Source organism: Halomonas kalidii, from assembly GCF_030010475.1.
Classification (GTDB): domain Bacteria; phylum Pseudomonadota; class Gammaproteobacteria; order Pseudomonadales; family Halomonadaceae; genus Halomonas; species Halomonas heilongjiangensis.
Genome location: NZ_JASCQN010000033.1, coordinates 1 through 24,045, shown reverse-complemented (window position 1 = coordinate 24,045; position 24,045 = coordinate 1). Strand labels below are relative to the sequence as shown.

Sequence of the window (24,045 nt, the reverse complement as noted above, 5' to 3'; positions counted from 1 at the left end):
TCGCAGAAGGGGTTCATGGCCATCTTGACGTTGGTGAGGTCGACGTCGGAGTGGTCCGGCTTGACCCGGATCTTGACGTTGTAGTCGATGACGCGTTTGACCGCGACGAGTACTTTCATGGTGTCCTCGCTTGGTTCACTCTAACGAACCGTCTGGTTAGGAACATACCGACCATGCCGGCTCGGCAGCGAGCATACCAGCGTGTTCTTAGAACCGGGTGATATGCCCTTATAGGTTTCATGCAAGCGTTTGATAGGTGCCGCATCCGAAAAACCCATCCAATTTGCCACAGCCGGGACCGCGGCAACAATCCCCTGCAGGTCGGAGCGGTGGTTTCCCCGCACATTGCCCATCGTAGGGGTGACCCGAGTCGTCTATTATGCCTATCATGGAGAATATCGAGAAGCAAACGACCGTTTTAAAACCTTCCGACGCTGGTGGCATTCGCTGGAACCCCTGCGTCGGTGGCGAGGGAGGAGAGTGCTGGTGGAACAAGTAGAACGTGAATCCATGGATTTCGACGTGGTCATCGTCGGCGCCGGGCCCGCGGGCCTCTCGGCGGCCTGCCGCCTCATGCAGCAGGCCAATGAGGCCGGCCGTGAGTTGACCGTGTGCGTGGTGGAGAAGGGCTCCGAGGTGGGCGCCCATATCCTTTCCGGGGCGGTCTTCGAGCCCCGCGCCCTGGCCGAGCTGTTCCCCGACTGGGAGCAGCGCGGCGCGCCCCTGACCACCCCGGCGATTCGCGACGAGCTCTACCTGCTCAAGGACGGCGCGAAGGCCCAGAAGCTGCCCAACGCCCTGGTGCCGAAGAGCATGCACAACACCGGCGGCGACCTCACCCGCTACGTGATCAGCGCCGGCAACCTGTGCCGCTGGCTCGCCGAGCAGGCCGAGGGCCTCGGCGTGGAGATCTTCCCCGGCTTCGCCGCCCAGGAAGCGATCCATGACGAGGACGGCACCGTGCGCGGCATCGTCATCGGCGACATGGGCGTCGGTGCCGATGGTCAGCCCAAGGATGGCCATATGCCGGGCATGGAGCTGCGTGCCAAGTACACCCTGTTCGCCGAGGGCTGCCGCGGGCACCTGGGCAAGCGGCTGATCAGCCGCTTCCAGCTCGACGCGGGCAAGGATCCGCAGCACTACGGCATCGGCCTCAAGGAGCTGTGGGACGTGCCCGCCGACAGGCACGAGCCGGGGCTGGTGCTGCACGGCTCCGGCTGGCCGCTGGACAAGCACACCCACGGCGGCTGGTTCCTCTACCACGCCGAGAACCAGCAGGTCGTCGTCGGTCTGATCATGGACCTCTCCTACCAGAACCCCTGGCTGTCGCCGTTCGACGAATTCCAGCGCATGAAGCACCATCCGGTGCTCAAGCAGTACCTGGAGGGCGGCAAGCGGGTGGCCTACGGTGCCCGGGCCATCACCAAGGGCGGGCTCAACTGCCTGCCGAAGATGACCTTCCCCGGCGGCCTGCTGATCGGTTGCGACGCCGGCACGCTGAACTTCGCCAAGATCAAGGGCCTGCACACCGCCATGAAGTCGGGCCTGGTGGCCGCCGAGGCGGTGTTCGAGGCGCTCGCCCAAGGCGATGAAGGCGGCCACGAACTGACCGCCTTCACCGAGAAGTGGGAGTCGAGCTGGGCCTACCAGGAGCTCGAGGAGAGCGCCAGCTTCGGCCCGGCGATCCACAAGTACGGCACCGTGGGCGGCGGCGCCTACAACTTCCTCGACCAGCTGCTCGGCGGCAGGCTGCCCAATGTCCACGACACCACCCCGGACCACGCCACCCTCAAGCCGGCCAGCGAGTGCGAGAAGATCGACTACCCCAGGCCCGACGGCAAGCTCTCCTTCGACAAGCTCTCCTCGGTGTTCCTGTCGAACACCAACCACGAGGAGGACCAGCCCTGCCACCTGAAGCTCGAGGACCCGGAGCTGCCGATCCGCGACAACCTGCCGACCTACGCCGAGCCGGCAAGCCGCTACTGCCCGGCGGGGGTCTACGAGGTGGTCGAGGGGGACGACGGCAAGCCCAGGTTCCAGATCAACTTCCAGAACTGCGTGCACTGCAAGACCTGCGACATCAAGGACCCGGCCCAGAACATCACCTGGGTGGCGCCGGAGGGCGGCGGCGGGCCCAACTATCCGAACATGTGATACCCCCGCCACGCCGACAGACGGGCATGCCGGTGGCATGCCCGTCTGCTTGCCCCTCGACCACTCCGGCAGGGGCGTCGAGATCGATGCGCCCCTGCCCCCTCCTAGCGGCCGTCCAGGTCGAGCGCCAGCAGCCGGGGGTGTGCCTCGCCTTCCCGGGGCGGTTCGGGGTGTGCCAGCCGCAGGCTGTGCACGGTTTCCAGGCAGTGGCGCACGGTGTCGATACCGAACCCCCGCCCGGCCAGGATCTCGCGATAGCTGACGGTATGTAGATCGTCGAAGCCATTGGAGAACTCGAAGGCCTCACCGTCGCAGTTGATGCTGCGATAGGTCGATTGCCGTCCACGAACGCTCTCCGGGAGGTCCACGGCATCGATGGAGAGGAACCAGCGGACCCGCGCCTTCTCGTACTCCAGGAAGCCGGCGGCCTTGTGATCGTCGCTGTAGTGCAGCACCTGGCGCTGCAGCTCACCGAAGACCAGGTGCAGCATGTCGAAGAAGTGCACACCGATCTCGGCCACCACGCCGAAGGACTTGCGCGGATCGCCTTTCCAGCTGGCCAGGTACCATGGCCCCCGCACGGTGATGTAGGTGAGCTCCACCTCGTGCCTGGTCTGGCGTGCCTCCGCGATCACCCTGTCGCGCAGTTCGTGGATCGCCGGGTGATGGCGCAACTGCATGATGCTGTAGACGCGACGCCCGGTCTCCGCCTCCATGCAGCGCAATTCGTCGAGCAGCGCCGGCGTCGGTACCAGCGGCTTCTCGCAGATGACATCGCAGCCCAATTGCAGGCCGGCGGTGATATGGGCGCTATGCAGGTGGTTCGGCGAGCACACTGCCATATAGTCCAGCGCCCCCTCTCCTCGGCGCCGGAGTCGCCAGGCGTGCTCGAGGAAATACTCGAACTCGGTGAAGAAGGCACAGTCGGGCGAGATGGAGTCGATGATGCCGACCGAATCGTTGATGTCGTAGGCGGCGACCAGCTCGTTGCCGGTCTCCTTGATGGCCTGCATATGGCGGGGCGCGATATAGCCGGCCGCGCCGATCAATGCAAAGTTCATCACCGCCTCCACGACTCCCCTTCCATCCCGTCACGCTAAGCGTAGCGGTGGACCCGCCCCCCTGCCCGCGCGGCGGAAGCGAGCCCCTATCCCCGGGCAACCGGACGCGATGGATCACGGATCCACTCGCTCCAGGAACCGGCATAGAGCCGCGGCAACGGACGCCCGGCCACGGCATAGGCGAGAATGTTGTGACAGGCGGTGACACCGGAGCCGCAATAGGCGATCACCTCCGGGGCGTCGGGCAGTTCCGCGGCCAGTATCTCGGCGGCCTTGAAGCGGCCATGCTCGGTGAGGTTGGCAGCGCTGGGATGACAGACCGCCCCGGGAACATGACCGGCGACCGGGTCGATCGGCTCGGCGTCGCCACGGAAACGCTCGTGGCTGCGCGCATCGACCTTGAGTTCGCGACCGGAGAAGACATGGTCGGCCGAGACCCGCGCCTCCTCGTCGTAGGCCGGGTGCCAGGCCGCTGGGGTCGTAGGCACCAGCGTTTCGCTACGGGACAGTTCCCCCCCCGCCGCCTGCCAGGCCGCGAGGCCGCCATCGAGCACTCGTACATCGGGATGACCGGCCCAGACGGCGAGCATCCACCAGGCCCGGGCCGCCGCCAGTTGGCCGCCCATGTCGTCATAGGCCACCACCGGCTGCCCGGGCGTGATGCCGAGGCGCTGCACCACCGCCGTGAAGGTCTCGGGTGTAGGCAGTGGGTGTCGCCCACCCTCCCCGGCCGGTGCCGCCAGGTCGCGGTCGAGATCGAGGTGGAGGGCACCCGGCAGGTGCGCCTCCCGCCAGAGTCGCCGTCCCGCCGCCGGATCCCCCAACCGGGCGCGACAGTCGAGAATCCGCGGAGGGTTGGCCCCGTCGAGGGCCTCGGCCAGCTCGGTGGCCGTGATCAGCGCGCGTGTCATGCCTGGACTCCTTCGAGCAGTTCAATGGGCGCCCGGCGCGCGATCAGTCGTCGCCGACCGGCCTGCCGGAAACGCACCTCGATCACCGGGTTGTCCGGGTCGCCCTCCACCACGGCGATCTCGCCCTCGCCAAAGACCGCGTGGCGCAACCGTCGGCCGACGCTGAACTCGACGTCACCGGGCGGAGGCTCGGCGATGCCGCCCGCCTCGGGGGTCGCCGCGGTCAACGGTAGGGGCCGGCCGAGCATCGTCAGGTAGCGCCCGACCAGCTCGGGGGACGCGACCGGCAGCGGCGCCGGATAGTCAGCCTCCCCCTCCCGGATCAGGCGCTCGGTGATCCGCTGGCAATCCTGCCAGGCGGTCTCGGCGATGAAGCGGCTGGCGCGGTGGTCGCCGCCGTCATGCACGATCAGCAGCCGCTCCCGGGCCCGGGTGATGGCCACGTAGAAGAGTCGCCGCTCCTCCTCGAGGCGCCGAGGGGTGAGCGGGTTGTCGCGGCTGTAGTGGGGGAAGTCCTCCTCGTTGGTGCCGCCGAGCAGCACCAGCGGCCACTCCAGCCCCTTGGCACCGTGCACCGTGGTGATCAGCACCCCGTCGTCACGGTTCGCCACCGGCCGGCGCAGCAGCTCGACGAACGCCTCGGTGTCGCTACCCAGCTCGGCGGCCTGCTCGATCAGCACGTCGAGCAGGCGCACGTCCTCCTCGCCCTTGTCGCGCCGGGCGGCGGCCCGCTTGAGCACCTTCTCCGCCTCGACGCTCTCGACCACGTGCTCGAGCAGCCGAGCCGGCGGCCAGCCGGAGAGCCTCGGCAACTCACAGAGCAGGGCCCAACGGCGCTTCAGGGTGCGCCGCTGGTGGGGCTTGAGTCCCTCGAGCAGCGGATCGTGGCGCTCCGGCCAGCGCTGGGTCTCGGCCAGGCGCACGGCCAGGGCCTGGATCCGCTCCCGGGCCACGAAGGGGGTCGGCTGGGACAACAGCAGCTGCAGGTGGCCCGGGTCCTGCAGCAGGCCCGGCATCCGAGCCAGCATCAGGTAGCCGGCCAGGGCCTGCACCAGCGGCAGGCGGAAGACGAAGCGGTCCTCCCGGGCGAGGCGGAACGGCAGCCCGGCCTTGAGCAGCGCCAGTTGCAGCGGTACCGACAGCGCCCAGCTGCGTACCATCAGGCAGGCCTCGTCGAGCCGCCGCCCCTCCCGCTGCCAGGCCTCGAGGGCCTCGAGCAGCGCCCGCCCGCCCTGCCCGACCGCCAGGCGGGTCGCCGGGTTGCCGGGGGCCGCCAGGCAGAGCTGGTCGGGGCGCCGGCGGTTGGCGGCAATGGCGTGATTGGCGGCCAGTGCCAGGGCATGGCCATGGCGGAAGGTGGTGGAGAGCGGATAGTCGCGGGCCTCGCCGAAAGTGGCGGTGAAGCGCTCGAGCATGGTATCGGGATGAGCACCGCGCCACTCGTAGATGCACTGGTTGGCGTCACCCACCGCCATCACCGCGGCGTCGCGGCCGGCAAGCAGCGCCAGCAGCCGCTGCTGGGCCACGTTGATGTCCTGGTACTCGTCGATGATCACGTGGTCGAGGAAGCCCTGGACCCGTCGACTCAGGCCGGCGTCGGCCTCCAGCGCCTCGAGGGGACGGTAGAGCAGGTCCGCATAGCTCATCAGGCCCTGGTCGGCGAGCAGCCGTTCGGCATGGACGAAGGCCGCCGGGAAGTGGTCGGTCTGTTCGCCGAAGTCGAGGCGCGCGTAGAGTTCGGCGGGACTGACCATCTCGGCCTTCACCAGCGAACAGAAATGCGCCAGTGCCTCGAGGCGCTCACCGTCCAGCGCCGCCTCCCGGGCCTCTGGCTCGTCGGCCAGCGCCGCCAGGGTGGCCTGGCGCAGCAGCCGCTCCAGTTGCCAGTCGGCGGTGAGCAGTTCCCGCGGCGCCAGTACGCCCCAGCGGGTCAGGCTCCCGGTCAGCCGGTGGCCCAGCGAGTGGAAGGTGCGCACGTCGGGCAGCGGCTGCCCAGGCGGTGCCATGGCGGCCAGGCGGGCCTGGAAGTCCTCGCGGGCCGAGCGGTTGAACATCAGCACCAGAATCCGCGACGGCGGCACGCCCTGGCCGAGCAGGTGGAGCACCCTAGCCACCATGGTGGTGGTCTTGCCGGAGCCGGCCACGGCGGCGACCCGGGCGTGGCCGCCGCCGTGCTCGACCACGGCCCGCTGTTCGGCGGTCAGCTGCATGCCGCCCCGCCGTCGAGCCGCTCGCTCTCCTCCAGCCGACCGAGGGGATGCCAGACACCGGCGCTCACCAGGCCCAGCTCCGCGCCGCCGCCAGGCAGGTCTCGGGTCTCGGCCAGCTCCACCAGGCGATAGTAGACGTTGCGGCCCAGGCGGGCGGCGAGCCCGAAGCGCACCGGCACCTCGGGCACCGTCTCGCCGCGTGGGGTCTCGCTCAGGCTCAGCGCATGCTGTCCGTCGAGCCCCAGCCGGTCGCCGACATTGGTGGTCAACCACCAGCCGCCGGCCCCGTCGGGTTCGGCCCCGACGACCAGGAAGGGGCGATCCTCGACCCGGATGCGCTGCTTCTCCGCCGGGGTCACCAGCCAGTAGCCGCCGTCCGCCTCGCGCCGGAGGATCGTGGAGAGCAGCCGCACCAGCCGCGGCCGGGCGATGGCCACCCCCTCGTGGATCCAGCGGCCGTCGGCGGCGATCACCAGGTCCATCTCGCCCTGGTGCTCGGGGTGCCAGGACGCCACCGGCGGGATCTCGCCCTCCGGGTCGATATGGGCCAGCAGCGGTTCGAGGGTCATGGCAGTACTCTCCGGACGATATCCCCCATAGCTTAGATCAGCCCGGCCCGGGCCAGGGTCTCGCGCATCGCCTCGGGGGCCCGGGGTGCCGCGGCGCGGAACAGCTGGTAGAAGTTGGCGGTGGTCTGCATGGCCACCTCGTCGACGCTGATGCCGCGCTCGGCGGCGATACACTCGGCGACCTCCACCACCCAGGCGGGCTCATTGGGCTTGCCGCGGTGCGGTACCGGCGCCAGGTAGGGGCTGTCGGTCTCGATCAGCAGGCGATCCAGGGGTATGCGCCGCGCCAGCTCGCGGATCGCAGCGGCGTTGCGGAAGGTGACGATACCGGAGAGCGAGATATAGAAGCCGTGGCGCACCGCCTCCCGGGCCATGTCCAGGTCCTCGGTGAAGCAGTGCAGCACGCCGCCCACTCGGGGATCGGTGTGCTCGCGGATCAGCGCCAGGGTGTCCTCGCGCGCCTCGCGGGTGTGGACGATCACCGGCAGTTCCAGCTCGCTGGCGGCGACCAGCTGGCGACGGAAGCGCTCGAGCTGCTCCTCCCGGGCAGGCACCGCCTCCGCGCCCTTGCCACGCGCGCTGTCGAGATAGTGGTAGTCGAGCCCGGTCTCGCCGATGGCCACCGCCTCGAAGCGCTCGGCCACCTCCTTGATCGCCTCCACGGTCGGCTCCTCGGGCACCCGATGGAGAGGATGAACCCCGGCAGAGATCACCACGTCGTCATGCTCGCGGGCCATGGCGGCGAGGTGGGCGACGTCCTCCAGGGTCACGGCGATGGCCAGGAACTGGCGCACGTCCCGGGCGCGGGCGGCCTCGAGGGTCGCCGCCAGGTCGCCGTCATGGGTGCGAGGGTCGAGGCGGTCGAGATGACAGTGGGAATCGACAAACATGGAATGACATACCAGATGAATGAATTCAGCCCGAAGCCCGAAGCCCGAAGCCCGAAGCCCGAAGCCCGAAGCCCGAAGCCCGAAGCCCGAAGCCCTCAGAGCGTATAGGTGGGCGTACCCTTGTCCAGTTGCCCGGCCAGCAGGCTCTCCATGCGGGCACGGACCGCCTGGTCCTCGGCACTGAAGTGGATGCCGATGCCGGGCACGCGGCGCCCGGCGACCCCTTCCGGAGAGACCCAGACCACCTGGCCGGTGACCGGGACGCGCTCGCTCTCGCCGGGCAGCATCAGCAGCAGGAAGACCTCCTGACCCAGTTCGTAGCGCTCGCGGGTGGGCACGAAGATCCCCCCCCGCTCCAGCGACGGCATGTAGGCCGAAAGCAGGGTCGGCACATCCTGGATGGTCAGGGAGAGGGCTTTCTGGGCGGCCATGGGTGACACCTCGTGAAATGGATCCGTGATGGAATGATCAGGAACGCAGCAGCGTGGACCAGCGCACCAGCCAGGCCTCGAGCACCAGTTGCGGATTGGGGTTGCCGCCTACGGCGAGCAGCCGGCGCTGTTCCCGGGCGTAGTCGAGCAGGCGAAACCAGTCCTGTACCCGGCCATTCTTGACGGCCTGGCGATAGAGAGGCAACAGGTCCGGGTTGCGCAGGTCGTCTCCCCTCCCGGAGAGCCCCAGGCGGATCAGGTCCTCCAGCCAGGCGATACCGTACCACAGGATCGCCTCGGTGGACTGCCGATCCAGCCGCGACGCCTCGGCCACTGGCTCGCCGCCGCGTACCAGCGCCTCGAAGGTCTCGACGAGCTGCTGGCGAAGCGTGCGGGCATCCGGTTCGGCCTGGGCCAGGGCCTCCAGCGGCAGGCCGCCGGCCACCCGCCACCAGAAGCGCGCCTCCTCCTCGCTCCCCAGGTGCTCGGCCAACCAGGCGGTGCAGTCGGCCTCGGCAGGCGGGGCCAGGGTCCAGTGCTGGCAGCGTGAGCGGATGGTCGGCAGCATCCGCGAGGGGATATCGGCGAGCAGCACGAAGAGGGTGCGGTCGCCCGGCTCCTCCAGGCTCTTGAGCAGGGCATTGGCGGCGGCCACGTTCATCGCCTCCGCCGGCGAGATCACGATCACCCGATACCCGCCCTGCTGGGCGGTCTGGCCGACGAAGTCATTGACTTCACGGATCGGGCCGATGCGGATCTGCCGCTTGCCCTCCTCGGGGCCGACCCTCAGCAGGTCGGGATGATAGCCGGCGGCCAGCATGCGACAGCCGTGACACCGGCCACAGGCGGTCTCGCCGGGCTCGGCACACAGCACCCAACCGATCAGCGCCTCGGCCAGCGACTGCTTGCCCACGCCCCGCGGGCCGGAGAGCAGCAGGGCATGGGGCAAGCGCCCGTCCCGCGCGAGCTCGGTCAGGGCCCGGAAGCGTGGCATCAGCCACGGCAGCGGCGCGACGGAGTCCGGCGTCGTCACTGCCATGCCGCCACCCGTGCCTCGAGTTCCCGAACCAACTGTGCCTGTACCGACGGCAGGTCGGCCGAGGCATCGATCACCGCCACACGCCCGGGAGCCGCAACCGCCCGCGCCAGGTAGGCGCGACGCACCGCCTCGAAGAAGCTCTCGCGCTCGCGTTCGAAGCGGTCGCGTTCTCCCCCCTCCCGGCCGAGTCGACCCTCCAGGCGCTGCTGGGCAGCCGCCATGGGCATGTCGAGCAGCAGGGTCAGATCGGGCTCGAGGCCGCGTTGGACGAAGGTCTCCAGTTCGGCGATACGCGAGCCCTCGATGCCGCGTCCTCCGCCCTGGTAGGCGAAGGTGGCGTCGGTGAAACGATCGCAGACCACCCAGGCCCCGCGCGCCAGTGCCGGTCGAATCACCCGGGCCAGGTGCTGGGCCCGGGCGGCGAACACCAGCAGCAGCTCGGCATCGGTATCGAGCGGCTCATCGCCGTCGGGATCGAGCAGCAGCGCTCGGATCGCCTCGGCGCGGGGGGTGCCGCCGGGCTCGCGGGTGCGGACCACCTCGAGGCCGCGCGCCTCGAGCCAGCCGGCCACCAGGGCCAGGTTGGTGGACTTGCCCACCCCCTCGCCGCCTTCCAGGGTGATGAAACGTCCGCGCTCGTTCATGACAGATGCCGCTCCAGGATCAGCGATTGCGGATATACCGGTTCACCGCATTGTTGTGCTCGCGCAGGGTCCGCGAGAAGTGATGGGTGCCGTCGCCACGGGAGACGAAATAGAGGGTGTCACCCTCGGCGGGCCGTACCGCGGCCTCCAGGGCGGCGCGCCCCGGCAGGGCGATGGGCGTCGGCGGCAGGCCATCGATGACGTAGGTGTTGTAGGCGGTGGCCTCGACCAGGTCGGCGCGGGTGATATTGCCCTCATAGCGCTCGCCCATGCCGTAGATCACCGTGGGGTCGGTCTGCAGGCGCATGCCCCGCTCCAGGCGGCGCTTGAACACCCCGGCGATCTCGCGGCGCTCCTCGCCGGCGCCGGTCTCGCGCTCGATCAGCGAGGCCATGATCAGCGCCTCGTAGGGCGAGTCCAACGGCAGGTCCTCGTCGCGTTCGGCCCAGATCGCCTCGAGGGTCGACTCCATGCGGGTCAGCGCCTGGTGCAGGATCTCCAGATCGCTCATGCCCTTGTGGTAGCGATAGGTGTCGGGGAAGAACCAGCCCTCGGGATAGTCGCCCTCGCGGCCCAGCTCGGCCATCAGCTCGTCGTCGGAGAGCTCGGCGGTGCGTTGCTCGAGCTTCTCGGCCTCGGCGAGCCGCTCGCGCATCTGGCGGAAGGTCCAGCCCTCGGGGATGGTCAACGGATAGGTGACCACCCGGTCGCTGCCGAGCAGGTCGATCATCTCGCGCCCGCTCATTCCCGGCTCGAGCATGTACTCGCCGGCACGTAGACTCGGCACCGACTCGGGCTCGAGCCGGGTGAGCAGCCGGAAGGCCCAGTCGTCGGTGATCACACCGCGGCTGGCCAGGTCGGCCACCACCCGATTGTAGCCGGCACCGCGCGACACCTCGTAGAGGGTCGGCTCGTCCACGGCGATCGGCGCCGCGAGCCTGGACTCCCAGTAACGGTAGCCAGCGAACAGCACCACCCCGGCCAGGACGGCCAACACCAGCAGGATCTTCACCACACGCAACATGCACTTCCTCGTTCAGTCAGGCTCCCGGTGCTCGGCTTGCGCTCACGCCGGGAGGGGGTGGCCCAGCAGGTCGTGGGCCTCGGCCTGCAGTGCCCGATGATCGGGCGTGATCGTCCAATGCCGGTGCGCCTGGCCCCGGGCGTCATCGAGCCGGATCACCGGCCACAGGCCCTGTACCGAGTTGCCGAGCCACAACGCCTCGACGCTCTCCAACGTCTCGGGGCGGGCATCGACCTCGTGGATCGGCAGCCGGGCCAGCAGCGCCTCGCGCAGGGTGCCCGCCACCCCGCAGCGATCCAGCCGCGGGGTTTCCAGCCGCCCATCGCGCCGCCAGAACAGGTTCATGCAGGTGGCCTCCACCAGGCACCCTTCGCTGTCGCAGAGCAGCCCCTCGGCGGTATCGGCATCCGACCATTCGGCCCTGGCCAGGACGTTCTCCAGGCGATTGAGATGCTTGAGGCCGGCGAGGGCCGGCTGGATGCCGAGGCGCAATCGGCAGTGACGCACCCGCACGCCCGTCTCCCAGCGCTCGGCTGCCGGTGAGAAGGGGAGGAGCTGCCAGCGCAACCGCGCCTCGGGCTCCGTCGGCGGCAGATACCCTCGGCCGCCACTGCCCCGGGTCAGGATCAACTTGAGCACCGCCAGCCCCTCGCCGGCCTCGGCCAGCGGGCGCTCCAGCTCGGCCCGGGCCGGCAGGGGAATGCCGAGGACCCGGCAACCGCGGGCGAGCCGGGCCAGGTGCTCGGCCCACAGCCGTGGCTCGCCATCGCGCAGCAGCACGGTCTCGAACAACCCGTCGCCATAGGCCGGGCCACGATCGTCCAGCGGCCAGCCGCTCGGGGTCCCGGAAGCGTCCATCACACCTTGGAAAAGACCAGGGTGCCGTTGGTGCCGCCGAAGCCGAAGGAGTTGGACAGCGCCACCTCGATCTTCATCTCGCGAGCGGTGTGCGGCACGTAGTCCAGCCGGCACCCCTCCTGGGGATCGTCCAGGTTGATGGTCGGCGGCGCCACCTGGTCACGGATCGCCAGCACGCTGAATACCGCCTCCACCGCACCGGCAGCGCCGAGCAGATGACCGATCATCGACTTGGTCGAGCTGACCGCCACGGACCTGGCGGCCTCGCCCATCACCCGCTCCACGGCACGACTCTCGGCCAGGTCGCCGGCCGGTGTCGAGGTGCCGTGGGCATTGATGTAGTCGACCACCGCGGGATCGAGACCGGCATCATGGATGGCATTGCTCATGGCCATGGCCGCGCCGCTACCGTCCTCGGGCGGCAGCGTCATGTGATAGGCATCGTCGCTCATGCCGAAACCGACCAGCTCGGCATAGATGGTCGCGCCACGGGCCTTGGCGTGCTCGTAGGCCTCCAGCACCATGACGCCGGCGCCATCGGAGAGCACGAAGCCATCGCGGTCGCGATCCCAGGGGCGGCTTGCCGCGGCCGGATCGTCGTTGCGCGTGGAGAGCGCCCGGGCCGCGGAGAAGCCGCCGAGTCCCAGCGGCGTGGTGGCCATCTCGGCGCCACCGCAGACCATCACGTCGGCGTCGCCGTAGGCGATGGTGCGTGCGCTGTAGCCGATGTTGTGGGTGCCGGTGGTGCAGGCGGTGGTGATGGCGATGTTGGGGCCACGAAAGCCGTGCTGGATCGCCAGGTTGCCCGAGATCATGTTGATGATCGAACCCGGCACGAAGAACGGCGAGATGCGCCGCGCCCCGCTCTTGAGCAGGGCATTATGGTTGTGCTCGATCATCGGCAACCCGCCGATGCCGGAGCCGATCGCCACCCCGATACGACCGGCATTCTCCTCGGTGCATTCGAGCCCCGCATCGGCAATCGCCTGGGCACCCGCCGCCACCCCATACTGGATAAACAGGTCCATCTTGCGGGCGTCCTTGGGATTGAGATAGGGGCTGATATCGAAGCCCTTCACCGAACCACCGAAGCGCGTGTTGAAGCCGCTGACATCGAAGTGCTCGATGGGGGCGATGCCGCTCTTGCCGGCCAGGATGCTGGTCCAGCTCTCCTCCACGGAATTCCCCACCGGTGTGACCAGACCGAGCCCGGTCACTACAACCCTTCTACGAGCCATCAGCTTTCCTCCAGACAAACTTGGTGACGCGACCCCCGATCACCCGGGGCCACCATTGCGCGCATTATACCCGAGTCTCCCTGCCCTGTGCCGCCATGGCAAGACGTCCACTGCCGCGGCATAGACACGCGAAAGCCGCCCTGGGATCAGGGCGGCTTTCGTGGGAGGCCGTGCCTCCGGCACGTCAGCAAGCGGTGTCGACCGCCACCGGCTTACTGGTGGGCGTTGACGTAGTCGATGGCTTCCTGGACGGTGGTGATCTTCTCGGCTTCCTCGTCGGGAATCTCGGTGTCGAACTCCTCTTCGAGCGCCATGACCAGCTCGACGGTATCTAGGGAATCGGCTCCCAGATCCTCGGTGAAGGAAGAGGAGGTCTGGATATCTTCTTCCTTGACGTTCAGGCGCTCGGCCACAACCTTCTTCACGCGCTCTTCAATGGTGCTCATTATGACGTACTCCAGTCGTTCACGTTAGCCGTTCTGATAACCAGCCGTTTCAAAACCGCAAGCCAAAAGCTGCGGGGTAGTTTATAGACGCCCTCGGGCCGGCGCAACCGCCGAACCACGCGACCGTCAACGCATGTTCATGCCGCCATTCACGTGCAGGGTCTCGCCGGTGATGTAGCCCGCCGACTCGCCGGTGAGAAAGCCCACCGCCGCCGCGATCTCTTCGGGCTGGCCGAGACGCGCCAGGGGAATCTGGCCAAGCAGCGCCTCGTGCTGCGCCTCGGGCAGCGCCTCGGTCATGTCGGTGGCGATGAAACCCGGCGCCACCGAATTGACGGTGATGGCGCGGGACGCCACCTCACGGGCCAGGGCCCGGGTGAAGCCCTCCATGCCGGCCTTGGCCGCAGCATAGTTGGTCTGCCCGAGGTTGCCCATGGTGGCCACCACCGAGCTGATGCAGACGATACGCCCGAAGCGGGCCTTGGTCATGCCGCGCAGGCAGGCCTTGCTGACGCGGTAGACCGACTTGAGGTTGGTGTCGATCACCGCATCCCACTCGTCTTCCTTCATGCGCATCAGCAGATTGTCGCGGGTGATGCCGGCGTTGTTGACGAGGATGGTCGGCGCCCCGAACTCCTCGCCGATCGCCTTGACCAGGGCATCGACGCTGGCCTGGTCGGTGACGTCCAGCTTGCGACCTGCGCCCTCGATGCCCTGGGCCTTGAGGTCGGTATCGATGCGCTCGGCGCCGGCATCGCTGGTCGCGGTGCCGATCACGACGCGTCCCTGGCGACCCAGTTCGTGGGCGATGGCCCGGCCGATGCCGCGACTCGCGCCGGTGACCAGGGCAACTCTACGCTCGCTTGTCATGGTGATTCCGCCTTCGTCCTGAATGGGGGTGGCGTCAGCCAGCGGCTGACGGTGACTGTCCGGCCACGTCACGGGCCAGCTCCAGGGCCGCATCCAGGCTGTCCGGGTCATTGACCGCCAGCCCCTTGCTGCCCCGCGCAATCCGCTTGTTGAGACCGGTCAGCACCTTGCCCGGCCCGCATTCGATGAACACTTCGGCACCACGCTCGACCATGGCTTCGACGCAGGCGGTCCAGCGCACCGGCTGATAGAGCTGCTCGAGCAGCCGCGTGCGCAGGGTGTCCACGTCGGCATGGGCCTGGGCATCGACGTTCTGGATCACCGTGTAGCGCGGCGCGCGCAGCTCGATCTCGTTCATGGCCGCGGCCAGGCGTTCAGCGGCCGGGCGCATCAGGGCACAGTGCGACGGCACCGAGACCGGCAGCGGCATGGCGCGCTTGGCACCGGCCTCCTGGCACGCCACGATGGCCCGCTCCACGGCCGCCTTCGCGCCGGCGATCACCACCTGCCCCGGGGCATTGTAGTTGACCGCCGAGACCACATCACCCTTGGCGGCATCGGCACAGGCCTGCTCCACGACGGCGTCGTCGAGGCCGAGGATCGCCGCCATGGCGCCCTCGCCCACCGGCACCGCCTGTTGCATCGCTTCGCCGCGCAGTTTCACCAGGCGCACGCCCTGGGCGAAGGACAAGGCGCCGGCACAGACCATGGCGCTGTACTCGCCCAGGCTGTGACCGGCCATGGCGCCGGGGCGTGGCCCCTCCAGCTCCTGCCAGACTCGCCAGATCGCCACGCTGGCACTGAGCAGCGCCGGCTGAGTGCAGGCGGTGGCGTTGAGGGCCTCCTCCGGCCCCTCCTGAACCACCTGCCAGAGATCGTAACCCAGGGCGTCCGCGGCCTCCTCGAAGGTGGTCCGCACCACGCTGTAGCGTTCCGCCAGCTCCCGCAGCATGCCGATCTGCTGGGAACCCTGCCCGGGGAACACGAGGGCAAGGGGTTGAGTCATGTCTATCACCTTTGCTCTTGTTGGCTTTCATCGTCACCGACCGAGCCAGGCTCGTCCGGTGCGAGGATCATGGATCCGCTGTCGGCTCGACCGGCATCGCCGATCGAGGCGACAGCCGACCGTCGCTGGCCGAGCTCGGCGGCGAGCCGGCTGGGCAGGTCCCGGCTCACCTCCTGCACCGCACGGGCCACCGCATAATGGAAACCGGTGGCATCGGCACTGCCGTGGCTCTTGACCACGATACCGGCCAGGCCGAGCAGGCTGGCGCCATTGTAGCGCACCGGGTCCAGCTCGTTCTTCAAGCGCCGGAGCGTCGGTCGCGCCAGGGCACCCACCAAACGGCTGCTCCAGTGGGCATCGAAGGCGACCTGCACCCGCTCCACCAGCATCCTCGCCAGCCCCTCGCTGGCCTTGAGCACCGCATTGCCGACGAAGCCATCGCAGACCACCACGTCGGCGGCGCCGCTGAAGACCCCATCGCCTTCCACGAAGCCACAATAGGCGATGCCCGGCAGCCGGCGCAGCCGGGCATCGGCCTCGCGCACGCTGGCCGTCCCCTTGGTACCCTCGACCCCGATATTGAGCAGCGCCACCCGCGGCGAAGCCACGCCATCCACGTGCCGCGCCATCACCTCGCCCATCAGGGCGAAGTCCACCAGACGCTCGGCGGAGGCCTCGACATTGGCCCCCAGGTCGAGCAGGTAGCAGCGCCCCTCGTCACGGGTGGGGATGGCGGTACTGATGGCCGGCCGCGGGATCCCCGCCACCGTCCCCAGGGCGCGCCGAGCCAGGGCCATCAATGCCCCGGTATTGCCGGCACTGACACCGGCCACGGCCTCACCGCTGGCGACGCAGTCGAGCATCCTGGCCATGCTGGTATCGCGACCATGGCGCAGGGCATCGGAAGGCCGCTGCGCCTGGCCAATGGCCGCGCCGGCATCTGCGACTTCCAGACGCGAGCCCGCCGCGGCGAGCTGCCGCGGCAGGCGAGAGATCTCGTCTTGCAGCTGCCGGCGCGGGCCGAACAGCCGGATCTCGAGGCGAGGGTCCTGGATGGCCGCGCTGGCCGCCCCCTGCACGGTGGCACGGGGACCGAGGTCACCGCCCATCGCGTCGATGGCGATCCGCACGTCAGCGGCCAGCTGTCACCGGGGAGGTCGTCGTCGCCTCAGGCGTCGACGACCTTGCGACCCCGGTAGAAGCCATCCGGTGCCACGTGGTGGCGCAGGTGGGTGGTGCCGGTTTCCTTGTCCTGGGCCAGGGCCGGAGCGCTGAGGGCGTCGTGGCTGCGACGCATGCCGCGCTTGGAACGGGTCTTGCGGTTCTGTTGAACTGCCATGGGATGTCACTCCAGAGTGCAATCGATGATGAATCAGTGTTTGCCCTTGAGGCGCTTGAGCACCTCGAACGGGCTCGCAGCGGGCTCGCTTGCCGCCTCGGCATCCGCCCCGCTGGTCAGCTGGTCGCGAGAGACCTCACAGTCGGCCTCGTCGTGGTAAACCACCTGAGGCAGGCTGAGGATCAGTTCATCCTCGACCACCGTCAGCAGGTTCAGCTGTTCGTTTTCCACCAGCACCGGCTCGTGGGTGCTCGGCAGCTCGGCCGCCAGAGCGTCGCTTGTGACCATGCCCAGCAGGAATTCGCTCTCGACGTGCTGCGCCAGGGGCGAGAGGCAGCGTCGGCACGGCAGCTGCAGCTCGGCCTCGAGGCGCCCACGGATCACCCGGCGCCCCTGGGCGTCGATGCCGAAATCGAGCCAGACGCGGCAGTCGCCGGCCTGGGCCCCGACCTCGTCGGTGAGGCGTGCGAAGCCGTCGAGGGCCATCAGCCCTTCGAGGTGCTCGGCGCGGGCGGCGAGCTTGTAGGGCTCGACCCTGCTGGGGAGTCGTGTGGTCAACATAGGCGCGCAATGATAGGCACTCGCCCAGCCCCTGTCAAAGCCACCGTCACCCGGTATTACAATGGGTCACCATCATTCCTTCACTGCCCGGGAGTACGCCCATGCCACGCCTCGTCCTCGCCTCAGGTTCCCGCTGGCGCCGCCAGCTTCTCGACCGCCTGGAAATCCCCTATGCCTGGGCCAGTCCCGACATCGACGAGACCCCGCGACCCGACGAATCGCCCGAGGCACTGGTGCACCGCCTGGCACTGGCCAAGGCCAGCCGCCTGGCCGACGACTGGCCGGACCATCTGATCATCGGCTCCGACCAGGTGGCGGTCTTCGCGGGCGAGATCCTCGGCAAGCCGGGCGACGCGGCCACGGCTCGGGCCAACCTGGCGCGCCTCTCGGGCCAGCGGGTGCGCTTTGTCACCGGCCTGGCGCTGGTCGATACCGCCCGCGGCCGGCACCGGGTCTGCCACGAGCGCTACGAGGTGGTGTTCCGTGACCTGAGCGAGGGCGAGATCGCCCGCTACGTGGCGCGGGAGCAACCGCTGGACAGCGCCGGCAGCTTCCGCGTGGAGGGGCTGGGCATCGCCCTGTTCGAGAAGCTCGAGGGGGACGACCCCAACACCCTGATCGGCCTGCCGTTGATCCGGCTCTGCGCCCTGCTGCGCGAGGCGGGGCTGGATCCGCTGAGGTAGTGCCAACCCAGTGAGCGGCGCCGGGGACAGGCCGAAGCGGAGGTCCTTTTCCAGGGATGGAAAAGGTAGCGCCCAGGGAAGGGTTCACAGCGCCTCCGCGCAGGCCTGTCGCCGGGAAAGCCGCGACTCCAGACACCAGGCGCTCGGCGCTTCAGGGCAACTGATAGCGCAGCGGCGACTGGCCGGTGGGCACGCCCAGCCACTCCATGGCGACCCGGCCGAACTGCCGCGAGATCCGCTCGAAGGGGTCCAGGCGCGGCGTGTAGTCGCGCACCCGCGGCTCGGGCAGTCGCTCCCGGGCCAGGCCGTCGAGGCTGCCGATGGTATCGACCAACCCCAGTTCGAGGGCCTGCTCGCCACTCCATATCAGGCCGCTGAAGAGCCGCTCGTCATCGGCCAGGCGGTCGCCGCGCCCCTGGCGCACGTCGTCGATGAACTGGCGATGGGTGGTCTCCAGTACCGACTGCCAGAAGGCACGCTGCTCCGGCGCCACCGACGAGAAGGGATCGAGGAAGGCCTTGTTCTCCCCGGCGGCATAGACCCGGCGCTCGACGCCCAGCCGCTCGATGGCCTCCTCGAAGCCGAAACTGGCGGAGATCACGCCGATCGAGCCGACCAGGCTGGCCGGCGCGGCGATCACCTCGTCCGCCGCCGCGGCGATGTAATAGGCGCCGCTGGCACCGACATCCTCGATCACCGCGACGATCGGCTTGTCGCCCTCGTCGCGCAGACGCATCACCTCATCGAAGATGCGCTGGGACTGCACCGGGCTACCACCGGGGCTGTCGATGTGCAGCACCACCACCGCGGCCCCCTCGGCATCCCAGGCGCGGTTCAACCCCTCGATGATGCGCTCGGCACTGGCCGGTGACTCGCTGTCGATCGCCCCCTTCACCTTGACCACACCGAGGTGGGGGCCCGCCGGCGCCCCGGGGCTCGGCGTCCCGAAGATCCCGTAGAGGGTGGCGGCCAGCGATGCCAGGATCAGCAGCGCGAAGAAGAGGCGGAAGAACAGCTTCCAGCGCCGGGAGCGGCGCTGCTCCACCAGCACCCCGCCGATCCAGCGATCCATCATCTCCATCTGGGCCAGGCGCTGGCGCTCGCGCAGCGTCTCGGCATCCTCGGCCGGCGGCGCAGGCGGCGCCTCGCGCTGCCGACGCACCTCGCGGGCCTCGTCCGGCTCCAGCTCCGGCCCATCGGTCCAGCGGTCTTCTCGCTTGTCGTCGCTCATGATCACCCTGTCCTTGAAGTGCTGCCTAGGCTCCGTGAAGCCAGTCGAAGAGCTCGGGGGCCGCCTCGGCGGTGAACACCGGGCGACTGGCGGCCAGCCGCGCCGGGGTGTGGACGCCATAGGTCACCGCCACCCGGTCCATGCCCAGTGCCCGGGCCATCTCCAGGTCGTACTCGGTATCGCCGACCATCACCGCCTCGCCGACATCGACGCCGAGCTCGGCGAGGAGTTCCTCGAGCATCCGCGGATGGGGCTTGGAGCGGGTCTCGTCAGCGGTTCGACTGGCATGGAACCAGCGCCCGGCGCCACTCTCGCGAAATACCCGATCGAGCCCACGGCGGCTCTTGCCGGTGGCCACCGCCAGGCACTGATCGGCGTTGCCGTAAAGCCGGGCCAGCCCCGCCTCCACGCCGGGGAAGAAGCGCATGGGGGTGGTGTCGCCCTCGACGAAATGGAAGGCATAGCGGCTGCGCAACCGCTCGGCCCGTTCGGCGTCGATGCCGGGGCAGAGGGTGGCGATCGCCTCGGGCAAGCCCAGGCCGATGATGTTACGCACGCTCTCGGCGGAGAGCTCCCCCCATTCTGCATCCTGCGCCGCGGCCTGCATGCAGGAGACGATACGGGCGGCGGAGTCCATCAGGGTGCCGTCCCAGTCGAAGATCACCAGTCGATAACGCATGCGCGCTCCTGCTCAGGAAGTTCGCCGGGCCCGGGCGAGCGCCGCCTCGAGCTCGTCGGGAAGCGGGGCCTTGATCTGCACCGGACGCCCGCTGGTGGGCTCGGGGAAGGTCAGAGCGGCGGCATGCAGGAACAGCCGCGACAGGCCGAGACCGGCGGCCAGCCGCTCGCCCTCGCGCGAGCCGTACTTGTCGTCGCCCAGCAGCGGGTGGCCGGCATGGGCGGCATGCACGCGGATCTGGTGGGTCCGGCCGGTGACCGGCTCGGCCTCGACCAGGGTGGCCTTCTCCAGGGCCTCGCGCACCGCGAAGCGGGTGCGGGCGACCTTGCCGGCCGGGTCGACACGCACCCGGCGCTCACCGTTGGCGAGCTCGAAGCGCTCCAGGCGAGCGGCGACGAAGTCGCGCCGCGCCGGCCAGCGCCCCGCTACCAGCGCGAGGTACCGCTTGTCCATCCGGTGCTGCTTGAGCGACTCGTTGAGGGCGAGCAGTGCCGGGCGCGACTTGGCCAGCAACAGGCAGCCCGAGGTGTCACGATCCAGGCGGTGGACCAGCTCGAGAAAGTCGAGATCCTCGCGCACCTGCCGCAGCGCCTCGATCAGCCCGATCTTCACCCCGCTGCCGCCGTGCACGGCGAGCCCTGCCGGCTTGTTGATCACCAGCCAGTCGCGCCCCTCCACCAGGACGCTACCGGCGAGCAGGTTGCGCAGGTTGTCGCTGACCTCGCGCACCGCTTCACGCGGGGTCAGCCTGAGGGGGGGAATGCGCACCATGTCGCCCAGCGCCAGGCGCGTGTCGGCCTTGACGCGCTTCTTGTTCACCCGCACCTCGCCCTTGCGGACGATGCGGTAGACGAGCGCCCGCGGTACGCCCTTGATGCGCGTCATCAGGAAATTATCGACCCGCTGGCCCACCTGGCCCTCGGTCACTTCCACCCACTGCACGTCGCGCCCTTCGGCCATGCCGAGTCTCCACTGCCAACCTGCCGTAAAAGCCGCATTCTATCGCACCGGGCGTCGTCCTGCGCCAATTGCTGCTCCCTCCCCTTTACTGTTATATTGCTGACTCGCCTCAATGGGCCCGATTGGCCCGATGGTGCGCCTGCACGACAGACACGCAGGCCGGAGCGAAAAGATCAGGCCGCGACGACGCCCGCTACCATGACGTCCCGCCGCCGAGCAACGAAAGCAAGAAACGAGAAAGCGATACTCACGCCACGCCCGGATCCCCGTTCTCCCCGCTGTCATGGGGCGGACGCAGGCCACGGGAAACGTTCAACATCGTGCCGGAGGCCGGCGTTGGCGAATCGATGAATGCCAGGTGTTGGCGGTGACCGCAGGGCCGGATGGGTGATATCCCACCGAAACATGTCCTGCCTCCGCCCCGTACTCAACATGGTCATGCCGTACCGGAACCGCCCATGCGCCTCGTTCCGGCACGGCCGGGCGCTACTGCGCATCCGCGACATGCGCTGAGCACAAGCACGCAGCACCCAGAGGTTCGCCTACGTCGACGACCGCCATCCGGCGCGTCAAGACTAGCGAGACACTATGAAACGGATGCTCATCAATGCGACCCAGCCCGAAGAGCTGCGCGTCGCACTGGTCGATGGTCAGCGCCTCTACGATCTGGACATCGAGTCCGGTGCCCGGGAACAGAAGAAAGCCAACATCTATCGTGGCAAGATCACCCGCATCGAACCCTCCCTCGAAGCCGCCTTCGTCGACTTCGGTGCCGACCGCCATGGCTTCCTGCCGCTGAAGGAGATCTCCCGCGAGTACTTCGTCAAGGAGCCGGCCGGCCGCCCCAGCATCAAGGAGGTCCTCAAGGAGGGCCAGGAAGTCATCGTCCAGGTCGACAAGGAGGAGCGCGGCAACAAGGGGGCGGCACTCACCACCTTCATCAGCCTCGCCGGCCGCTTCCTGGTGCTGATGCCCAACAACCCCAAGGCCGGCGGCATCTCCCGGCGCATCGAGGGCGATGAGCGCAGCCAGCTCAAGGACGCCATGGGCCAGCTCACGGTGCCCGACAAGATGGGCCTGATCGTGCGCACCGCCGGCATCGGCCGCTCCCCCGAAGAACTGCAGTGGGACCTGGACTACCTGGTCCAGGTGTGGGAGTCGATCACCGCCGAAGCCGGCAAGCGCCCTGCCCCCTTCCTGATCTACCGTGAGTCCAACGTCATCATCCGCGCCATGCGCGACTACCTGCGCCAGGACATCGGCGAGGTGCTGATCGACAGCGAAAAGGTCCATCAGGATGCCCTGGGCTTCATCCGCCAGGTGATGCCTTCCTACCAGCAGAAGATCAAGCTCTACGCCGACGAGGTGCCGCTGTTCTCGCGCTTCCAGATCGAGTCGCAGATCGAGACCGCCTACGAGCGCGAGGTCAAGCTGCCCTCCGGCGGCTCCATCGTCATCGACCACACCGAGGCACTGGTCTCCATCGACATCAACTCGGCCCGGGCCACCCGCGGCAGCGACATCGAGGAGACCGCCCTGCAGACCAACCTGGAGGCGGCCGACGAGATCGCCCGCCAGTTGCGCCTGCGCGACATCGGCGGCCTGGTGGTGATCGACTTCATCGACATGAGCCCGGCGCGCAACCAGCGCGAGGTAGAGAATCGCATGCGCGATGCCCTCAAGCTCGACCGTGCCCGGGTGCAGATCGGCCGTATCTCGCGCTTCGGCCTGATGGAGATGTCGCGTCAGCGCCTGCGCCCCTCGCTGGGCGAGACCAGCGGTGTGGTCTGCCCGCGCTGCGACGGCCAGGGCACCATCCGCGACGTACGCTCCCTGGCCCTCTCGATCATGCGCCTGATCGAGGAAGAGGCGATGAAGGAGCGCAGCGCCCATATCCGCGCCATCCTGCCGGTTCCGGTGGCCACCTACCTGCTCAACGAGAAGCGCAACGTGCTGGCCGACATCGAGCGTCGCCAGGGCGTTCGCGTGGTGCTGCTGCCGAGCCCGGACATGGACACGCCCCACTACGATGTCCAGCGACTGCGCGACGATCATGTGGATGAAGAAGGGACGGCGAACCTGTCCAGCTTCGAACTCTCCACCGACACCGAAGTGGGCAAGGAGCCCGACGCCACCTTCGGCAAGCCGGTGCAGCGTGCCGAGGCCGCCGTCAAGACCGTGATCCACCACGAGCCGGCGCCCGCCTCGCTGCAACAGGAAGAGGCCCCCGCCCCCGCGCCGAGCCCGACCACCAAGGCCCCCGCTCCCGCGCCGAGCCCGGCCACCAAGGCCGCCGCCCCCGAGCCCCAGGCCGGGGTGCTGGGTCGTCTGGTGAAGGGGCTGGCCAAGCTGCTCGGCAGCGAAGAAGCGCCCGACGACGTGGTCGAGAAATCGCCCGCACGCGACAGCGTCACGCAGCCCGCCGGCCAGGGCTCCCGCAAGCCCGCCCCGGGTGACGAGGAGCGCAGCGATCGCGGTGGCCGTGGCGGTCGACAGCGCCGCCCGCGCAGCGACGACCGTCGTTCGCCCCGCCAGGAAGGCGAGCGCGGCGAGGGCAAGGCCGAGACCACCGAGGGCCGTGGTGGACGCGGCGGCCGTGGACGCGGTCGCCAGGACGGCGATCGCCAGGGCCGAGGACAGCAGCAGGAAGCCGCCAAGCAGCGCGAGGAGACTCCCCGGCGCCAGAAGGGGGGCGACAAGCCCGCCGAGAAGCCCGCCGAGAAGCCCGTCGAGAAGAGTGCCGAGAAGCCGGCGGACCCCGTGGATGACGGCAAGCCCAGGCGCACCCGCAACAACCCGCGCAGCCGGACTCGCCAGCACGCCATCAATCCCAAGGCCGTGGCCGAGCAGAAACGCCTGCAGGCAGAGGCCACCGAGGCGCCGGCAGCAACCGATGCGCATGGCGTCCAGCCCGCTCAGGGCGAGGCAAAGGTGGAACCCGCCGCGACGGCGGCCAAGCCGGCCGAGGCCACGAAGCCGATAGCCGAGCAGGCCGATGCGCCCAGGCAGTCGGCAGCCAAGCCCGAGGCCAAGCCAGGCGAGCAGGCCGAGGTGCCCCAGCAGCCGGCCGCCAAGCCCGAGGCCAAGCCAAGCGAGCAGGCCGCGGCACCCCAGCAGCCGGCCGCCAAGCCCGAGGCCAAGCCGACCGAGCAGGCCGCGGCACCCCAGCAGCCGGCCGCCAAGCCCGAGGCCAAGCCGACCGAGCAGGCCGCGGCACCCCAGCAGCCGGCCGCCAAGCCCG

At 69.1% G+C, this 24,045-nt stretch carries 23 protein-coding genes and 1 pseudogene; 3 read left to right on the top strand and 21 right to left on the bottom strand.

All coding sequences use genetic code 11. From position 1 onward, the window contains the following. Positions 1-119, bottom strand: a pseudogene (locus tag QLQ85_RS09960) (electron transfer flavoprotein subunit beta/FixA family protein); the annotation flags it as partial. 367 nt (positions 120-486) lie between these two features. Between QLQ85_RS09960 and QLQ85_RS09955 the strand changes: the two are divergent. Continuing rightward, positions 487-2,154, top strand: a complete 1,668-nt coding sequence (locus QLQ85_RS09955) for an electron transfer flavoprotein-ubiquinone oxidoreductase (RefSeq protein ID WP_282738854.1) — start codon at positions 487-489, stop codon at positions 2,152-2,154. A gap of 104 nt (positions 2,155-2,258) precedes the next feature. On the opposite strand, the gene QLQ85_RS09950 is transcribed toward QLQ85_RS09955, so the two are convergent. The 17 genes from QLQ85_RS09950 to QLQ85_RS09870 all read right to left on the bottom strand — a co-directional run bounded on the left by QLQ85_RS09950 (position 2,259) and on the right by QLQ85_RS09870 (position 17,251). Beyond that, complete coding sequence (locus tag QLQ85_RS09950) at positions 2,259-3,218, bottom strand: Gfo/Idh/MocA family oxidoreductase (RefSeq protein ID WP_282738853.1); 960 nt, start codon at positions 3,216-3,218, stop codon at positions 2,259-2,261. An 83-nt stretch (positions 3,219-3,301) separates the two neighbouring features. Further along, positions 3,302-4,126, bottom strand: a complete 825-nt coding sequence (locus QLQ85_RS09945) for a sulfurtransferase (RefSeq protein ID WP_282738852.1) — start codon at positions 4,124-4,126, stop codon at positions 3,302-3,304. Continuing rightward, positions 4,123-6,336: an ATP-dependent helicase gene (locus tag QLQ85_RS09940; RefSeq protein ID WP_282738851.1), complete on the bottom strand. Its 2,214-nt coding sequence runs from the start codon at positions 6,334-6,336 to the stop codon at positions 4,123-4,125. Before QLQ85_RS09940 ends, QLQ85_RS09945 begins: the two co-directional genes overlap by 4 nt. Continuing rightward, positions 6,327-6,905, bottom strand: a complete 579-nt coding sequence (locus QLQ85_RS09935; protein ID WP_282738850.1) for a DUF1285 domain-containing protein — start codon at positions 6,903-6,905, stop codon at positions 6,327-6,329. The genes QLQ85_RS09940 and QLQ85_RS09935 overlap by 10 nt, the downstream gene beginning before the upstream one ends. 32 nt (positions 6,906-6,937) lie before the next feature. Continuing rightward, positions 6,938-7,795 carry a TatD family hydrolase gene (locus QLQ85_RS09930; RefSeq protein WP_282738849.1) on the bottom strand — a complete coding sequence of 286 codons (858 nt, stop codon included), beginning with the start codon at positions 7,793-7,795 and terminating at the stop codon, positions 6,938-6,940. Between the two features lie 95 nt (positions 7,796-7,890). Then, on the bottom strand, positions 7,891-8,226 hold the full coding sequence (locus tag QLQ85_RS09925) for a PilZ domain-containing protein (protein WP_102629181.1): 336 nt from the start codon (positions 8,224-8,226) through the stop codon (positions 7,891-7,893). Between the two features lie 37 nt (positions 8,227-8,263). After that, positions 8,264-9,220, bottom strand: coding sequence for a DNA polymerase III subunit delta' (locus tag QLQ85_RS09920; RefSeq protein ID WP_407650375.1), 957 nt, complete (start codon positions 9,218-9,220; stop codon positions 8,264-8,266). A 35-nt stretch (positions 9,221-9,255) separates the two neighbouring features. Beyond that, the gene (tmk, locus tag QLQ85_RS09915; RefSeq protein ID WP_282738847.1) at positions 9,256-9,909 is read right to left on the bottom strand and encodes a dTMP kinase; all 654 of its coding nucleotides are present in this window, start codon (positions 9,907-9,909) and stop codon (positions 9,256-9,258) included. Between the two features lie 19 nt (positions 9,910-9,928). After that, the gene (gene mltG / locus QLQ85_RS09910; RefSeq protein WP_282738846.1) at positions 9,929-10,933 is read right to left on the bottom strand and encodes an endolytic transglycosylase MltG; all 1,005 of its coding nucleotides are present in this window, start codon (positions 10,931-10,933) and stop codon (positions 9,929-9,931) included. 42 nt (positions 10,934-10,975) lie between these two features. Then, a complete protein-coding gene (gene pabC, locus QLQ85_RS09905; protein WP_282738845.1) occupies positions 10,976-11,791 on the bottom strand; it encodes an aminodeoxychorismate lyase in 816 nt (271 codons plus the stop codon). After that, a complete protein-coding gene (gene fabF, locus QLQ85_RS09900; RefSeq protein ID WP_282738844.1) occupies positions 11,791-13,029 on the bottom strand; it encodes a beta-ketoacyl-ACP synthase II in 1,239 nt (412 codons plus the stop codon). The genes pabC and fabF overlap by 1 nt, the downstream gene beginning before the upstream one ends. 212 nt (positions 13,030-13,241) lie before the next feature. After that, complete coding sequence (acpP, locus tag QLQ85_RS09895) at positions 13,242-13,475, bottom strand: acyl carrier protein (protein ID WP_282723675.1); 234 nt, start codon at positions 13,473-13,475, stop codon at positions 13,242-13,244. A 126-nt stretch (positions 13,476-13,601) separates the two neighbouring features. Then, positions 13,602-14,345: a 3-oxoacyl-ACP reductase FabG gene (gene fabG / locus QLQ85_RS09890; RefSeq protein WP_282723674.1), complete on the bottom strand. Its 744-nt coding sequence runs from the start codon at positions 14,343-14,345 to the stop codon at positions 13,602-13,604. Positions 14,346-14,379: 34 nt separating this feature from the next. Then, a complete protein-coding gene (gene fabD / locus QLQ85_RS09885) occupies positions 14,380-15,351 on the bottom strand; it encodes an ACP S-malonyltransferase (RefSeq protein ID WP_282738843.1) in 972 nt (323 codons plus the stop codon). 5 nt (positions 15,352-15,356) lie between these two features. Beyond that, the gene (gene plsX, locus QLQ85_RS09880) at positions 15,357-16,481 is read right to left on the bottom strand and encodes a phosphate acyltransferase PlsX (protein ID WP_282738842.1); all 1,125 of its coding nucleotides are present in this window, start codon (positions 16,479-16,481) and stop codon (positions 15,357-15,359) included. A gap of 38 nt (positions 16,482-16,519) precedes the next feature. Continuing rightward, entirely contained in the window at positions 16,520-16,690 is a 171-nt protein-coding gene (gene rpmF, locus QLQ85_RS09875; RefSeq protein WP_102629173.1) for a 50S ribosomal protein L32, read from the bottom strand. A 33-nt stretch (positions 16,691-16,723) separates the two neighbouring features. After that, positions 16,724-17,251 (bottom strand): YceD family protein, encoded by a 528-nt coding sequence (locus tag QLQ85_RS09870; protein WP_282723671.1) that lies wholly within the window; start codon positions 17,249-17,251, stop codon positions 16,724-16,726. Positions 17,252-17,352: 101 nt separating this feature from the next. On the opposite strand from QLQ85_RS09870, the gene QLQ85_RS09865 reads away from it, so the two are divergent. Further along, positions 17,353-17,934, top strand: a complete 582-nt coding sequence (locus tag QLQ85_RS09865) for a Maf family protein (RefSeq protein WP_282738841.1) — start codon at positions 17,353-17,355, stop codon at positions 17,932-17,934. A 151-nt stretch (positions 17,935-18,085) separates the two neighbouring features. Here the strand turns inward: QLQ85_RS09865 and sppA are convergent, their stop codons facing one another. The 3 genes from sppA to QLQ85_RS09850 are packed head-to-tail and all read right to left on the bottom strand — an operon-like array spanning position 18,086 to position 20,804. After that, positions 18,086-19,165: a signal peptide peptidase SppA gene (gene sppA, locus QLQ85_RS09860; RefSeq protein ID WP_282738840.1), complete on the bottom strand. Its 1,080-nt coding sequence runs from the start codon at positions 19,163-19,165 to the stop codon at positions 18,086-18,088. A gap of 25 nt (positions 19,166-19,190) precedes the next feature. After that, a complete protein-coding gene (locus QLQ85_RS09855) occupies positions 19,191-19,844 on the bottom strand; it encodes an HAD family hydrolase (RefSeq protein WP_282738839.1) in 654 nt (217 codons plus the stop codon). A 12-nt stretch (positions 19,845-19,856) separates the two neighbouring features. Continuing rightward, the gene (locus QLQ85_RS09850) at positions 19,857-20,804 is read right to left on the bottom strand and encodes an RluA family pseudouridine synthase (RefSeq protein ID WP_282723667.1); all 948 of its coding nucleotides are present in this window, start codon (positions 20,802-20,804) and stop codon (positions 19,857-19,859) included. 588 nt (positions 20,805-21,392) lie between these two features. On the opposite strand from QLQ85_RS09850, the gene rne reads away from it, so the two are divergent. Next, on the top strand, positions 21,393-24,045 hold a 2,653-nt coding region (gene rne, locus QLQ85_RS09845), incomplete at its 3' end, for a ribonuclease E (RefSeq protein WP_282738838.1).

Excerpts from the sequence above, each read along its gene's own strand:
- QLQ85_RS09940 (WP_282738851.1), bottom strand. The coding sequence starts at position 6,336 with ATGCAGCTGACCGCCGAACAGCGGGCCGTGGTCGAGCACGGCGGCGGC.
- fabG (WP_282723674.1), bottom strand. The coding sequence starts at position 14,345 with ATGACAAGCGAGCGTAGAGTTGCCCTGGTCACCGGCGCGAGTCGCGGC.
- sppA (WP_282738840.1), bottom strand. The coding sequence starts at position 19,165 with ATGAGCGACGACAAGCGAGAAGACCGCTGGACCGATGGGCCGGAGCTG.
- fabF (WP_282738844.1), bottom strand. The coding sequence starts at position 13,029 with ATGGCTCGTAGAAGGGTTGTAGTGACCGGGCTCGGTCTGGTCACACCG.
- mltG (WP_282738846.1), bottom strand. The coding sequence starts at position 10,933 with ATGTTGCGTGTGGTGAAGATCCTGCTGGTGTTGGCCGTCCTGGCCGGG.
- QLQ85_RS09930 (WP_282738849.1), bottom strand. The coding sequence starts at position 7,795 with ATGTTTGTCGATTCCCACTGTCATCTCGACCGCCTCGACCCTCGCACC.
- tmk (WP_282738847.1), bottom strand. The coding sequence starts at position 9,909 with ATGAACGAGCGCGGACGTTTCATCACCCTGGAAGGCGGCGAGGGGGTG.
- QLQ85_RS09945 (WP_282738852.1), bottom strand. The coding sequence starts at position 4,126 with ATGACACGCGCGCTGATCACGGCCACCGAGCTGGCCGAGGCCCTCGAC.
- QLQ85_RS09870 (WP_282723671.1), bottom strand. The coding sequence starts at position 17,251 with ATGTTGACCACACGACTCCCCAGCAGGGTCGAGCCCTACAAGCTCGCC.
- QLQ85_RS09920 (WP_407650375.1), bottom strand. The coding sequence starts at position 9,220 with ATGCCACGCTTCCGGGCCCTGACCGAGCTCGCGCGGGACGGGCGCTTG.
- QLQ85_RS09865 (WP_282738841.1), top strand. The coding sequence starts at position 17,353 with ATGCCACGCCTCGTCCTCGCCTCAGGTTCCCGCTGGCGCCGCCAGCTT.
- fabD (WP_282738843.1), bottom strand. The coding sequence starts at position 15,351 with ATGACTCAACCCCTTGCCCTCGTGTTCCCCGGGCAGGGTTCCCAGCAG.
- QLQ85_RS09935 (WP_282738850.1), bottom strand. The coding sequence starts at position 6,905 with ATGACCCTCGAACCGCTGCTGGCCCATATCGACCCGGAGGGCGAGATC.
- QLQ85_RS09925 (WP_102629181.1), bottom strand. The coding sequence starts at position 8,226 with ATGGCCGCCCAGAAAGCCCTCTCCCTGACCATCCAGGATGTGCCGACC.
- rpmF (WP_102629173.1), bottom strand. The coding sequence starts at position 16,690 with ATGGCAGTTCAACAGAACCGCAAGACCCGTTCCAAGCGCGGCATGCGT.
- QLQ85_RS09850 (WP_282723667.1), bottom strand. The coding sequence starts at position 20,804 with ATGGCCGAAGGGCGCGACGTGCAGTGGGTGGAAGTGACCGAGGGCCAG.
- QLQ85_RS09855 (WP_282738839.1), bottom strand. The coding sequence starts at position 19,844 with ATGCGTTATCGACTGGTGATCTTCGACTGGGACGGCACCCTGATGGAC.
- acpP (WP_282723675.1), bottom strand. The coding sequence starts at position 13,475 with ATGAGCACCATTGAAGAGCGCGTGAAGAAGGTTGTGGCCGAGCGCCTG.
- pabC (WP_282738845.1), bottom strand. The coding sequence starts at position 11,791 with ATGGACGCTTCCGGGACCCCGAGCGGCTGGCCGCTGGACGATCGTGGC.